Source organism: Pseudomonas sp. HLS-6 (assembly GCF_002753995.1).
Classification (GTDB): Bacteria; Pseudomonadota; Gammaproteobacteria; order Pseudomonadales; family Pseudomonadaceae; genus Aquipseudomonas; species Aquipseudomonas defluvii.
Window position 1 is genome coordinate 4,263,025 of sequence record NZ_CP024478.1, and the last position, 14,075, is coordinate 4,277,099.

A 14,075-nucleotide genomic window follows, 5' to 3' on the forward strand; every position below is an offset into this window, starting at 1 on the left:
ATGGAACAACGCCGCGAAGGCAGGAAGCCTGTCGCGGCGCGGTGTTCAAATGTCAGCGTGTTACCTGGGCGGGATCGTCAGTTGATCTGGCCGTGGCAATGCTTGAACTTCTTGCCCGAACCACACCAGCACAGTTCGTTACGCCCCAGCTTCTGTTCGTTGCGCACCGGCGCAGCGGCAACAGCAACTTCAGCGCCTTCTTCCTGCTCGTCATTCTGCTCCAGACCGGGCGCAGCATCATGCTGGAATTGCATGCGCTGGGCCAATTCCTCGGCTTCGCGGCGCAGACGCGCCTCTTCTTCGATCGGGTCTTCGCGGCGAACCTGAACGTGCGAGAGCACGCGGATGGTATCGCGCTTGATCGAGTCAAGCAGCTCCTGGAACAGGTTGAACGACTCGCGCTTGTACTCCTGCTTCGGGTTCTTCTGTGCATAACCACGCAGGTGGATGCCATGACGCAAGTGGTCCATGGTCGACAGGTGGTCTTTCCACAGGTCATCCAGAACGCGCAGCAGAATCTGCTTCTCGAAGGTGCGCAGGGCATCGGCGCTGGCCTGCTCTTCCTTCTCGTTATACGCCGCCAGCAGCTCGTTCAGCAGGCGCTCGCGCAGGGTTTCTTCGTACAGGTGATCGTCTTCGTCGAGCCACTTCTGAATCGGCAGCTTGACCCCGAAATCGCTGGCCAGAGCTGCTTCCAGACCAGCCACGTCCCACTGCTCGGGCAGCGACTGCGGCGGAATGTGCTGGCTGACGGTGGCATCCAGTACTTCCTGACGGAAGTCAGCGATGGTGTCACCAATGTTGTCAGCAGCCAGCAGGCTGTTGCGCATGTGGTAGATCACCTTACGCTGCTCGTTGGCCACGTCGTCGAATTCGAGCAATTGCTTACGAATATCGAAGTTGCGCCCTTCAACCTTGCGTTGTGCTTTTTCGATGGCGTTGGTCACCATGCGGTGCTCGATCGCCTCACCGGACTGCATACCCAGCGCTTTCATGAAATTCTTCACCCGGTCAGAGGCGAAGATGCGCATCAGGCTGTCTTCCAGCGACAGGTAGAAACGGCTGGAACCCGGGTCACCCTGACGACCGGAACGGCCGCGCAACTGGTTGTCGATACGACGCGATTCGTGGCGCTCGGACGCAATCACGTGCAGACCACCAGACTCGATCACCTGCTGGTGACGCTTCTGCCAGTCGGCCTTGATCTGTGCGACCTGCTCAGGGCTCGGGTTCTCCATGGCCGCCACTTCAACTTCCCAGTTACCGCCCAGGAGAATGTCGGTACCACGACCCGCCATGTTGGTAGCGATGGTCAGCGCGCCCGGACGACCGGCCTGCGCAATGATCTCGGCTTCCTTCTCGTGGTACTTGGCGTTGAGGACCTTGTGGTCGATGCCTTCCTTCTTGAGCAGGTTGGACATGTGCTCAGAGGTTTCAATCGTCGCGGTACCTACCAGTACAGGACGGCCCTGGGCCAGGCTTTCCTTGATGTCCGCGATGATGGCAGCGTACTTCTCTTCTGCCGTCAGGTAGACCAGGTCGTTGAAGTCCTTACGGGCCAGCGGCTTGTTCGGCGGAATGACCATAACGTTCAGGTTATAGATCTGCGCGAACTCGAACGCCTCGGTATCAGCAGTACCGGTCATGCCGGACAGCTTGGTGTACAGACGGAAGTAGTTCTGGAAGGTGGTCGACGCCAGGGTCTGGCTCTCGGCCTGAATATTCAGGTTTTCCTTCGCTTCGATCGCCTGGTGCAGGCCTTCGGACAGGCGTCGGCCCGGCATGGTACGACCGGTGTGCTCGTCAATCAGCAGGACCTGGCCGTCTTGGACGATGTACTCGACGTTGCGATGGAACAGCTTGTGCGCGCGCAGGCCGGCATAAACGTGGGTCAGCAGGCCCAGGTTGTGGGCCGAGTAAAGGCTTTCGCCCTCGGCCAGCAGGCCGACCTGGGAGAGCATCTCTTCGATGTACTGGTGACCGGCTTCGTTGAGCTCGACCTGACGGCTCTTCTCGTCGATGCTGAAGTGACCGGCCTGGGTGACCTGGCCTTCGACTTCCTCGATGTGCTGCTTGAGGCGCGGGATCAGCTTGTTGATCTCGATGTACAGCTTGGAGCTGTCTTCCGCCTGACCGGAGATGATCAGTGGGGTACGCGCTTCGTCGATCAGGATGGAGTCGACTTCGTCGATCACGGCGAAATTCAGCTCACGCTGGAATTTCTCTTCCATGCTGAACGCCATGTTGTCGCGCAGGTAGTCGAAACCGAATTCGTTGTTGGTGCCGTAGGTGATATCGGCAGCATAGGCCGCACGCTTCTCTTCCGGCGGCTGAAACGGTGTAACCACACCGACGGTCAGACCGAGGAACTCATACAGCGGGCGCATCCAGTTGGCATCGCGACGGGCCAGGTAGTCGTTGACCGTGACCACGTGCACGCCCTTGCCAGACAATGCGTTGAGGTAGACGCCCAGGGTTGCGACCAAGGTCTTGCCTTCACCGGTACGCATTTCTGCGATCATGCCTTCGTGCAAGGTCATGCCACCGATCAACTGCACGTCGAAGTGACGCATCCCCATGACCCGCTTACCGGCCTCGCGAGCGACCGCGAAGGCTTCAGGCAGCAGATTGTCCAGGGTCTCGCCTTTGGCCAGGCGCTCTTTGAACTCGGCGGTCTTGCCGCGTAGTTGCTCATCCGAAAGGGCCACCATCTGCTCTTCGAAGGCATTGACGATCTGTACCGTCTTGAGCATGCGTTTGACTTCACGCTCATTCTTGCTTCCAAAAAGTTTCTTTAACAAAGGCGCAAACATATCGGCAGGATCTTCCACACGTAGGGATGGAGGGCGGCCCCGTGAGTCGCCCGTGCAGCCCTTATGGCCGCATGCGAACGAGCATTCTACCCGGAAACGATGGAGAGGAAAGTGGCGTTGTTTTCCACAGTGCTGGCACAGCGCTTTGACGGGGCTTTCCTAAAATAAGGGCTTTTTCGTCAGTTTCAACCCATAACTGCGACAAGACTGCATTTACAGCACCTCTGACGCGGTCAGCGCAGGGCGATCTGGTAAGCTATGGGCTCTGTAACCTCAGGTAACCAACCATGGCTTTTCGCCCCCTGACTGCACGCGCGCCAGCCATTTTGCTGCGCGAGGCGCGGCCTCTGAAGGCTCTGCTCAACCAGGCACAACGCCTGGCACACTTGCAGCGCCTGGTGGAAAGCCAGTTGCAACCCGCAGCACGCGAGCATTGCCACGTCGCCTCCTGGCGCGAAGGGACACTGCTGCTGATCGTCACTGACGGTCATTGGGCGACCCGCCTGCGGTATCAACAAAAACGCTTGCAACGCCAGCTACAGAGCCTGGAAGCGTTCTACAACCTGAACCGAATCCTGTTCAAGGTGCAGCCCCCCACCACCGCACCCAAAGCCCACGGGCACCCGCTCGATATCTCCAACCGGGCCGCCGAAAACATTCAGGCGACAGCCGAGGGCATCAGTGATCCAAAACTGCGCGCTGCGCTGGAGCGCCTGGCCAGTCACGCCAAGGACAAAAATCCCGCGCACGACTGAACGACACGCATAAAAAAGGCCACCCGAAGGTGGCCCCAAAAACTAAAGAAGAGAGTGTTCGTACTTACACTGCCGCAACCGGACGCATGTAAGAGATCGGCGCCGTACTGGCATCTTCGAAAGTCACCACTTCCCAAGCATCTTTTTCCTCAATCAGCTTGCGCAGCAGCTGGTTGTTCAGCGCGTGCCCGGACTTAAAGCCACGGAACTCGCCAATCAGGCTGTTGCCCAGCAGGTAGAGATCACCGATGGCGTCGAGGATCTTGTGTTTGACGAACTCGTCTTCGTAGCGAAGACCGTCTTCGTTCAACACGCCTTCCTTGTCGACAACGATGGCGTTTTCCACGCTGCCGCCGAGTGCGAGGTTATGCTTGCGCAGGTACTCGATGTCGCTCATGAACCCGAAGGTACGGGCGCGGCTGACTTCCTTCACGAACGAGGTGCTGGAAAAGTCCACGCTGGCGCTTTGGGTACGGTTGCGGAACACCGGGTGATCGAAATCGATCTCGAAACTCACCTTGAACCCGTCGAATGGCAGGAAAGTAGCGCGCTTGTCGCCGTCTTCCACTGTCACTTCGCGCAGGATGCGGATGAACTTCTTGGCTGCGTCCTGTTCTTCCAGGCCGGCAGATTGAATCAGGAATACAAAGGGCCCAGCGCTACCGTCCATGATCGGCACTTCGGACGCGGAGAGCTCGACGTAGGCGTTATCGATGCCCAGGCCAGCCATGGCCGAGAGCAGATGCTCTACCGTATCTACCTTGGTATCGCCGTTGACCAGCGTCGTCGACATAGTGGTCTCGCCAACATTTTCCGCGCGGGCAGGAATCTGCACCACGGGGTCGAGGTCGGCGCGGCAAAATACGATGCCGGTATCCACAGGGGCGGGTTTGAGGGTCAGGTAAACCTTTTCCCCGGAGTGCAGGCCGACACCTGTGGCACGGATAATATTCTTCAGGGTGCGTTGTCTAATCATGGCATTGGCCGCTTCAGCGCAAATTGCGAACTGGTATCAACAAAGGCTGGGGATAATAGCAGACCCGGCCTTTGCTGAACACCAATCACCCTTATACCCCTGATAAATTTCATTAATCAGCCTGACGACGCAGGAATGCCGGGATGTCCAGGTAATCCAGATCGTCTTGTGGGTTGAGTTTAGCAGCCGCTGCAGCACCGGCATGAGCCTGGTTGCGCATTACAGTCGGGCGCTCCAGATCACGGTAGTTCACCGATGGTTGCTCGGCGCGTACTGGCGCAGGTGCAGGGGTCTGCACGGACGCGGTCTGCATGGTGTTGTCGATAACCTTGACCGGCTTCTCGATTTTCGCACCCAGGCCGGTAGCCACTACGGTAACGTGCAGCTCGTCACGCATGTCCGGATCGATAACGGTACCGACCTTGACCATGGCGTGATCGGACGCGAACGCCTCGATGATGCTACCCACATCGGAGTATTCACCCAGCGACAGGTCAGGACCTGCGGTGATGTTCACCAGGATGCCACGGGCGCCCTGCAGGTTGACGTCTTCGAGCAGCGGGTTGCGGATGGCCGCTTCCGTGGCTTCGCGAGCACGGTTCGGGCCGCTGGCGCAGCCAGTACCCATCATCGCCATACCCATTTCGCTCATCACGGTGCGCACGTCGGCGAAGTCGACGTTGATCATGCCTGGGCGCTTGATGATGTCGGAGATACCGCGAACGGCCCCCGCCAGCACGTCATCGGCCTTGGCGAACGCCGACAGCAGGCTGGCGTCTTTACCCAGGATGGTCAGCAGTTTCTCGTTGGGGATGGTGATCAACGAGTCGACGCTGTCAGCCAACGCGCGAATGCCTTCGTCGGCAATCTGCATGCGCTTGCGGCCTTCGAACGGGAACGGCCGGGTGACCACGGCAACGGTGAGGATGCCCAGTTCCTTGGCCACTTCAGCGATGATCGGCGCCGCACCGGTACCGGTACCACCACCCATGCCCGTGGTAATGAACACCATGTTGGTGCCCTGCAGTACTTCAGCGATGCGCTCACGGTCTTCCAGTGCCGCCTGACGACCGACTTCAGGATTGGCACCAGCACCCAGGCCCTTGGTCACGCCAGTACCCAGTTGCAGGATGGTGCGCGCGCCGATGTTTTTCAGCGCCTGAGCATCGGTGTTGGCGCAGATGAACTCGACGCCTTCGATGTTGCTCTTGACCATATGATTGACGGCGTTGCCACCGCCGCCACCGACGCCGATCACTTTAATGACCGGACTTTGCGGGACGTTGTCTACGAGCTCGAACATTTTCCCTCTCCTTACAGTTCTCTAGTTTTTTGCGCCTACTACTACTGCTTTGAAACTTTAAAAGTTGCCCTGCACCCAACGCTTCAAGCGTTCCAGCACGGGTGCCTTCGGTTCATCGCCATAGCTGTTGCTGTTAATACCGGTCAGGGTCACGCCGTCGGACTGCTTTTGCAGCCCGTAGGTCAGCAGGCCCACACCGGTGGAATAAATCGGGTTGCGGACCACATCACTGAGGCCGCGAACGCTGTGCGGTACACCCAGGCGTACCGGCATGTGGAAAATCTCTTCCGCCAGCTCTACAGCGCCTTCCATCTTCGAGGTACCGCCGGTCAGGACGATGCCCGCGGGCACCAGGTCTTCGTAACCGCTACGACGCAGCTCGGCCTGAATCAGGGTGAACAGTTCGTCGTAACGTGGCTCGACCACTTCAGCCAGCGCCTGACGCGACAGTTCACGCGGAGGACGATCACCCACGCTCGGCACCTTGATGGTTTCCCCAGCACCGGCGAGCTTGGCCAGGGCGCAGGCATAGCGAATCTTGATTTCTTCGGCGTACTGGGTCGGGGTACGCAGGGCCATCGCGATGTCGTTGGTCACCTGGTCGCCCGCAATCGGGATCACTGCGGTATGACGGATAGCACCTTCAGTGAAGATGGCGATATCGGTAGTGCCACCACCGATGTCCACCAGGCACACGCCCAGCTCTTTCTCGTCATCGGTCAGTACCGAATAGGCCGAGGCCAGTTGTTCGAGAATGATGTCGTCGATTTCCAGGCCGCAGCGACGTACACACTTCTCGATGTTCTGGGCGGCATTGACCGCGCAGGTCACCACGTGAACCTTGGCTTCCAGACGCACGCCGGACATACCCAGTGGCTCGCGCACACCTTCCTGGTTATCGATCACGTAGTCTTGCGGCAGGGTGTGCAGGACGCGCTGATCGGCAGGGATGGCCACGGCCTGGGCAGCGTCCAGGACGCGCTCAAGGTCGGCGGCGCTGACTTCACGGTCGCGAATGGCAACGATACCGTGGGAGTTCAGGCTACGGATGTGATTGCCGGCAACGCCAACGAATGCCGAGTGAATGCGGCAACCGGCCATCAGTTGGGCCTCTTCAACCGCGCGCTGAATCGACTGTACGGTCGACTCGATGTTCACGACTACGCCCTTCTTGAGGCCGCGCGATGGATGCGTACCGATCCCGACGATCTCCAGGGTACCGTCAGCCGCGACCTCGCCCACCAGCGCCACCACCTTGGAGGTGCCAATGTCCAGCCCGACGATCATTTTGCCGCTATGCGCATTTGCCATGGTCCTGCCTCTCTCTAATTCTTCGCAACGGCGGGTTGGGCCGTCGTCGGTGCATTCGGTTCCCGCCAGCCGACGGCCAGGCCGTTGGCATATCGCAGATCAATGCGGGCGATGTTGGTGATCTGCTCTTTGAGTGTCTTGTCGTAAATGGCAATGAAACGGCGCATTTTTTCCACCAAGTGGTCGCGCCCCAGCAGCAGCTCGATACCCGGACCGGCACTGCCAGCGCCCGTGGTCAGGAACCAGCTGCCACGTTCACGCAATTCCAGGCGAGCGATCGAGAAACCCATGGGCCGCAACATCTGGTTCAAAATCTGATACTGCTGCATCACTTGTAACTGCGCCCGCTGCGGCCCGATCAGCTGCGGCAGGTGCTCATAGTTGGCCAGCTCGCGCGGGGCAAAGGCCTGGCCCTTGTTGTTGAGCAGGGCATCATCCCCCCAACGCGCAATCGGCAACTGCTCTTCCAGGTGGATCACGACCTCATCCGGCCAGACGCGACGGACTTCGGCGCGAGCGATCCAGGGCATTTGCTCCAGCTCGGCGCGCATGCTCGCCAGGTCTACGGTAAAGAAGCTCGCCGCGACATAAGGCGCGATTCGCTGCTGCACCGCCTGCTGGCTGATATAACTCAGGTCACCCTGTACGGCGATCTTGGTAATCGGCCGATCGGCGTACGGCATCAGGCGTTGCGCGCCCTCGTAGGCACCGAAACCGGCGACCACCAGCAATACCGGCCACAGCAGACGCTTGAAAACACTGAACCTTGCCTTGGGCAGGCGCGCCGACAGTGGCTCCTTGGCCACCATCCGGCTGGCACCACGCGGCACCGGCTTGCGGCCGGTGGCGGGTTGCTGATGACGTAACATCGCGCCTTGCATGGGCTTAACCTCGCGCCTCAACGCTAGCGGCCAGGATTGCCAGCACCAACTGCTGGAAGTCCAGGCCGGCTGCGCGAGCCGCCATCGGGACCAGGCTGTGATCAGTCATGCCTGGTGCGGTATTGACTTCGAGCAGCCAGAACCGGCCCTGCTCGTCCTGCATCACATCAACCCGCCCCCACCCTGCGATGCCGATGGCTTCGCAAGCACGTGCGGTAAGGTCGATCAGTTCCTGTTCCTTGGCGCTGTCCAGGCCGCAGGGAATGCGGTACTGGGTATCGTTGGCCAGGTACTTGGCGTCGTAGTCGTAGAACGAGTGCGGCGTACCCAGGGCAATCGGTGGCAGCACCTTGTCGCGCAACACGGCCACGGTGAATTCCGGCCCCTGAATCCACTGCTCGACCAGCACTTGAGCGTCATAACGGGCAGCGTCCTTCCACGCCACGATGAGCTCGTCACGGCTGTGCACCTTGGCCATGCCGATGCTCGAACCCTCATGGGCAGGCTTGACGATCAGCGGGAAGCCCAGGGCCGACGCCGCGGCAACACAGTCGGCTTCGCTGGCCAGCACGGCATGGCGCGGGGTTGGAATACCCAGGCTCTGCCAGACCTGCTTGGTCCGCAATTTGTCCATGGCCAGGGCCGACGCGAGAATGCCGCTGCCGGTGTAAGGAATGCCCAGGCACTCCAACAGGCCTTGCATGCTGCCATCTTCACCGCCGCGGCCATGGAGAATGATGAACGCGCGGTCGATCTTTTCGTTCTGCAGACGGCTGAGCAGATCGTCACCAACGTCAATGGCAACCACGTCGACGCCAGCAGACTGCAGCGCGTCAATGACCGCGGCACCCGACTTGAGCGAGACCTCACGCTCAGCGCTCTTGCCGCCATAGAGCACGGCAACCCGACCGAAATCCTTCGGTGCGATGTGTGAATGCAGTTTCGAATAGTCGTTAACAGTCATTTCGATTTCCCTTCGCTGGCTGCAGCACTCGCGAACAACGGGCTCTTCAGCAATTGTGGGGCCAGGCCACCGATATCACCTGCCCCTTGGCACAGCAGGATGTCGCCGGCACGCAGCAGAGGTTTGACCAGCGGCGCCAGTTCGATGCCGCGCTCGATGTAGATCGGGTCGAGTTGGCCGCGCTGGCGAATGCTGTGGCAAAGCTGACGGCTGTCGGCGCCGGGGATCGGCTCCTCTCCAGCGGGATAAACCTCCATCAACAGCAGCACGTTGGCATCGGCCAGTACCTGCACGAAGTCGTCGTAGAGGTCGCGGGTGCGGCTATAACGGTGCGGCTGGTACACCATCACCAGACGGCGCTCCGGCCAACCACCGCGCACGGCCTTGATCACGGCAGCCACTTCGGTCGGGTGATGGCCGTAGTCGTCCACCAGCATCACGCTGCCGCCGTCCACTGGCAGCTCGCCATAGACCTGGAAGCGTCGACCAACACCCTGGAAGCCCGAAAGCCCCTGGACGATGGCCTCGTCGGTGATGCCTTCATCGGTCGCGATGGCGATGGTTGCCAAGGCGTTGAGCACGTTATGGTTACCCGGCATGTTCACCGAGACATCCAGCGGCTCGCGGTCACGACGCAGCACGGTGAAGTGCGTCTGCATGCCCGACTGGCGAATATTGATTGCCCGTACGTCAGCTTCTTCGCTGACGCCGTAAGTGAGGGTCGGGCGTTTGATCAGCGGCAGAATCTCACGTACCACCGGGTCGTCCAGGCATACCACTGCCAAGCCATAAAACGGCAGGTTGTGCAGGAACTCGACAAAGGTTTTCTTCAGTTTGTTGAAGTCACCCTCATAGGTCGCCATATGGTCGGCATCAATGTTGGTGACCACAGCCACCAGCGGCTGCAAGTGCAGGAAGCTGGCGTCGCTCTCATCGGCTTCGGCGATCAGGTAGCGGCTGGTGCCCAACTGGGCATTGGTACCGGCTGCATTCAGACGACCACCGATGACAAACGTCGGGTCCAGGCCACCTGCGGCGAACACCGAGGCCAACAGGCTGGTCGTGGTGGTCTTGCCGTGGGTGCCGGCAACGGCAATACCGTGACGGTAGCGCATCAACTCGGCGAGCATCTCGGCACGCGGCACCACGGGAATACGACGTTCCAGGGCCGTAGCGACTTCAGGGTTGGCTGTATTGACCGCGCTGGAGACCACCAGCACATCGGCGCTGGCAGCGTTCTCGGCGCGGTGGCCGATGAAGATCTCGGCGCCGAACGACAGCAGGCGCTCGGTGACCGGCGAAGCCTTGAGATCAGAACCCGAGACCTGATAACCCAGGTTCAACAGCACTTCGGCAATGCCGCACATCCCCACACCGCCAATACCGACGAAATGGATACGACGGATACGGCGCATTTCAGGTTGAGGCATGGCTTTGCGATTCTCAACCATGGGCCACCTCCAGGCAGATATCGACCACGGTGCGGGTGGCAGCGGGCTTGGCCAAGCGCCGTGCGGTGCTGGCCATCGTGTTGAGTTTTTCCGGTTGCATCAGCACCTCGTTCAGGCGTTCAGCGAGCTGCGCTGCGCCAGTTGTCGCTTGTGGCATCAGGAAGGCGGCGCCTTCACGAGCCAGATAATGGGCGTTATGGGTCTGGTGGTCGTCGATTGCGTGGGGCAATGGCACCAGCAACGACGGCAGTCCTGCTGCCGCCAGCTCACTGACCGTCAACGCACCTGCACGGCACACCACCAGATCAGCCCAGCCATAGGCCTGGGCCATGTCCTTGATAAAGGGCTCTACCTGAGCCTCGACCCCCGCTTCGCGATAGCGCTCGGCAGTGATCTGATCATGCTGTTTCCCGGCCTGATGGAACACTTTCGGGCGGATTGGTTCCGCAACCAGCGCCAATGCCTGGGGCAACAATTTGTTCAACGGCTCGGCACCCAGGCTGCCGCCGAGGATCAAGAGGTGCGGACGGCGACCGGCCAGCGGTTCGCGCACAGGCTCCAGGAACAACTCGCTGCGTACCGGATTGCCGGTGGTACGACGTTTTTCCGAAGCGGCGAAGGTGTCCGGGAACGCTTCGCAGACACGCGCAGAAAGCGGTACCAGCAAACGATTGGCCGTCCCCGCACGGGCGTTCTGTTCGTGAATCACCAGTGGCACGCCACAGAGCTTCGCCGCAACGCCGCCCGGGCCGGTGACATAGCCGCCGAAACCCAATACGCATACGGGCTTGAGCCGACGAATCACCTGGCGCGCCTGCAACACAGCCTTGAGCACCGTGAACGGCGCCTTGAGCAGCGACAGCTTGCTCTTGCCACGCAGGCCACTGACATTGATCAGGTGCAGCTGCAGCCCAGCCTGAGGAACCAGTTCGTTTTCAATGCCTCGCGGCGTTCCCAGCCAATGTACGGTGTAACCGCGTGCCTGGAACTCACGGGCACAGGCCAGCGCCGGGAACACGTGGCCCCCGGTGCCGCCTGCCATGATCAAGACGTTCTTGCCATTAGCGGCCATGATTCGGCTCCTCGGCAAAATCGCTTTCATCGAATTCGTGCTCTTCACTGCCCAGGTGGGTTCGACTCTCCCACTCGATTCGCAGCAGCAACCCCACACAGGCACAGCAGATCACCAGGGAACTGCCACCGTAACTGAGGAACGGCAACGTCAGGCCCTTGGTCGGCAGCAGGCCGACGTTCACCCCGATATTGATCAAGAATTGACCGATCCACAGGAAGGCCAGGCCGAACGCCATGTACGCGGCAAAGAACTGCTTGGCCTTCTCGGCCCACAGACCGATGTACAGCGACCGCACCGTAACAAACAGGAACAAGGCAACGGTCGCCAGCGAGCCAACGACGCCCAGTTCTTCAGCCAGCACCGAAAACACGAAGTCGGTGTGCGCTTCAGGCAGGTAGAACTGCTTCTGTACGCTGTTGCCCAAGCCGACACCAAACCACTCGCCACGACCGAACGCAATCAGTGCCTGCGTCAGTTGGTATCCCGAACCGAACTGATCGGACCACGGGTCGGTAAAAGTAATCAAACGCGCCATCCGGTAGGGCTGGGCCTGTACCAGAACAAACACGGCTCCGACCGCCAGCACCACCATCAGACTGAAGCGGAACAACCCAACACCGCCGAGGAACAGCATCGCTGCAGCCGCCCCCATCATCACGACGGTGGCACCGAAGTCAGGCTCCATCAGCAACAGGCCGGCCATCGGCAGCAAAACGATGAATGGCTTGAAAAAGCCCATCCAGCTTTCGCGTACCTCTGTCTGCCGTCGTACCAGATAGCCGGCGAGGTAGATCACCACGAAAACCTTGGCAATTTCCGACGGCTGCACGTTGAAGAAGCTGAAGCCGATCCAGCGCATCGAACCGTTCACTTCCCGGCCAATGCCTGGCACCAGCACCAACACCAACAGGCCAAAGGCACCCACCAGCATCAGGAAGCCCATGCGTTGCCAGGTGGCAATCGGCACCATTATGGTCACTACGCCAGCGCCCAAGCCCAGCAGTACGTAAACCAGGTGACGGAACATGTGGTACAGCGGTGTACCCGATTGCGCCGCCGCCACTTCAGAGGAAGCCGAGGTGATCATCACCAGCCCCAGGCCCAGCAAGGCCAGGCAACCGGCAAGCAACGGGAAGTCGAGGTCGATACCTCGCCCGGTAATCAACGGCGATGGGTAGGGCTTGATGACGCCAAAGATCATGAAAGCCCCTCCACCGCGTGAGCGAACAGACGCCCACGCTCTTCAAAGTTCTTGAACATGTCGAGGCTGGCGCAGGCGGGTGACAGCAACACGGCATCACCCGGACGGGCCAGCGCTGCGCATTGCTGGACGGCTTCGTCCAGGGTCTTCACACGAATCAGCGGCACGCTGTCGCCCAAGGCCTGGGCCAGCAATTCGGCATCGCGACCCAGCAGCACCACAGCGCGACAATGGGCTGCCACCGGAGCACGCAGGGCGCTGAAATCTGCACCCTTGCCATCACCGCCAGCCACCAGCACCAGCTTGCCGTCGATATCGGCGCCCAGGCCTTCGATAGCGGCCAAGGCTGCACCGACGTTGGTCGCCTTGGAGTCGTCGTACCAGTTCACCCCGTCACGCTCACGCAGCCACTGGCAACGGTGTGCAAGGCCGGTAAAACTGCGCAGGCTGCTCAGCATGGCATCGAACGGCAGGCCAACAGCATGGCCCAGCGCCAGCGCGGCAAGGGCATTGGACTGATTGTGAGCGCCGCGAACCTTCAGCTCACGCACCGGCATCAGGTTCTGGAATTCGAAGGCCAGGTACTTCTCGCCATTCTCCTCACGCAAACCGAACGCCTTGAAATCCGGGGCATTCAAACCGAAGGTCCAGCAGGTCTGGCCATCGGTCAGCAGGGGACGGCTCAGGGCATCCTGGCGGTTGACCACAACCTGACGCGCGCCGCGGAAGATCCGGTGCTTGGCCAGGTGATACGCCGGCAGGCCGCTGTAACGGTCCATGTGGTCTTCACTGATGTTCAGCACGGTCGCCACTTCGGCGTTGAGCTGATCCGTGGTTTCCAGCTGAAAGCTGGAAAGCTCCAGGACATACAGTTCAACGTCATCGCTCAACAGGTCCAGGGCGGGGGTACCCAGGTTGCCACCCACCGCAACACGCTTGCCGGCTGACGCAGCCATCTCCCCGACCAGGGTGGTCACCGTGCTTTTGGCATTGGAGCCGCTGATCGCGACAATGGGTGCCTTGGCATTGCGGGCAAACAGTTCGATATCACCCGACAGTTTCACGCCACGGGCAGCCGCCTGTTGCAATGCAGGTGTCGCCAGCGCCAGGCCCGGGCTGACATACAGTTCGTCAGCGCGGCACAGAAAGTCCACATCCAGTTCGCCGCAACGTACTTCCACCTGTGGGTAGTCGCGCCGCAGCGTTGCCAGCTCCGGCGGGTTCTCGCGCGTATCGGCGACCGCAAACGCAACGCCCCGGCTCGCCAGGAAGCGAACCAGGGACATGCCGCTCTTGCCGAGGCCGACAACAATGCGGAAGTGGTCAGAAGCGATCAGGGACACGC

General features: G+C 60.5%; 11 protein-coding genes. 1 reads left to right on the forward strand and 10 read right to left on the reverse strand.

Annotated features, from left to right (window positions below; genetic code table 11):
* Positions 1 to 77: 77 nt before the first annotated feature.
* Positions 78 to 2,813 carry a preprotein translocase subunit SecA gene (secA, locus tag CS390_RS20005; protein ID WP_099775716.1) on the reverse strand — a complete coding sequence of 912 codons (2,736 nt, stop codon included), beginning with the start codon at positions 2,811 to 2,813 and terminating at the stop codon, positions 78 to 80.
* A gap of 287 nt (positions 2,814 to 3,100) precedes the next feature.
* Between secA and CS390_RS20010 the strand changes: the two genes are divergently transcribed.
* Positions 3,101 to 3,568 carry a DUF721 domain-containing protein gene (locus CS390_RS20010; RefSeq protein ID WP_099775717.1) on the forward strand — a complete coding sequence of 156 codons (468 nt, stop codon included), beginning with the start codon at positions 3,101 to 3,103 and terminating at the stop codon, positions 3,566 to 3,568.
* Between the two features lie 64 nt (positions 3,569 to 3,632).
* Here the strand turns inward: CS390_RS20010 and lpxC are convergent, their stop codons facing one another.
* From lpxC to murD, 9 genes are all read right to left on the reverse strand, one after another.
* The gene (gene lpxC, locus CS390_RS20015; RefSeq protein WP_065758921.1) at positions 3,633 to 4,544 is read right to left on the reverse strand and encodes a UDP-3-O-acyl-N-acetylglucosamine deacetylase; all 912 of its coding nucleotides are present in this window, start codon (positions 4,542 to 4,544) and stop codon (positions 3,633 to 3,635) included.
* A 112-nt stretch (positions 4,545 to 4,656) separates the two neighbouring features.
* A complete protein-coding gene (gene ftsZ, locus CS390_RS20020; protein WP_065758920.1) occupies positions 4,657 to 5,847 on the reverse strand; it encodes a cell division protein FtsZ in 1,191 nt (396 codons plus the stop codon).
* Positions 5,848 to 5,904: 57 nt separating this feature from the next.
* A complete protein-coding gene (ftsA, locus tag CS390_RS20025; RefSeq protein ID WP_065758919.1) occupies positions 5,905 to 7,158 on the reverse strand; it encodes a cell division protein FtsA in 1,254 nt (417 codons plus the stop codon).
* Positions 7,159 to 7,172: 14 nt separating this feature from the next.
* Positions 7,173 to 8,039, reverse strand: a complete 867-nt coding sequence (locus CS390_RS20030) for a cell division protein FtsQ/DivIB (RefSeq protein WP_065758918.1) — start codon at positions 8,037 to 8,039, stop codon at positions 7,173 to 7,175.
* A gap of 4 nt (positions 8,040 to 8,043) precedes the next feature.
* The gene (locus CS390_RS20035) at positions 8,044 to 9,003 is read right to left on the reverse strand and encodes a D-alanine--D-alanine ligase (protein WP_099775718.1); all 960 of its coding nucleotides are present in this window, start codon (positions 9,001 to 9,003) and stop codon (positions 8,044 to 8,046) included.
* On the reverse strand, positions 9,000 to 10,454 hold the full coding sequence (gene murC / locus CS390_RS20040; RefSeq protein WP_099775719.1) for a UDP-N-acetylmuramate--L-alanine ligase: 1,455 nt from the start codon (positions 10,452 to 10,454) through the stop codon (positions 9,000 to 9,002). Before murC ends, CS390_RS20035 begins: the two co-directional genes overlap by 4 nt.
* Positions 10,447 to 11,526: an undecaprenyldiphospho-muramoylpentapeptide beta-N-acetylglucosaminyltransferase gene (murG, locus tag CS390_RS20045; protein WP_099775720.1), complete on the reverse strand. Its 1,080-nt coding sequence runs from the start codon at positions 11,524 to 11,526 to the stop codon at positions 10,447 to 10,449. The genes murC and murG overlap by 8 nt, the downstream gene beginning before the upstream one ends.
* Positions 11,516 to 12,730: a putative lipid II flippase FtsW gene (gene ftsW, locus CS390_RS20050; protein ID WP_099775721.1), complete on the reverse strand. Its 1,215-nt coding sequence runs from the start codon at positions 12,728 to 12,730 to the stop codon at positions 11,516 to 11,518. Before ftsW ends, murG begins: the two co-directional genes overlap by 11 nt.
* Positions 12,727 to 14,073: a UDP-N-acetylmuramoyl-L-alanine--D-glutamate ligase gene (gene murD, locus CS390_RS20055; RefSeq protein ID WP_099775722.1), complete on the reverse strand. Its 1,347-nt coding sequence runs from the start codon at positions 14,071 to 14,073 to the stop codon at positions 12,727 to 12,729. Before murD ends, ftsW begins: the two co-directional genes overlap by 4 nt.
* Positions 14,074 to 14,075 lie beyond the last annotated feature (2 nt).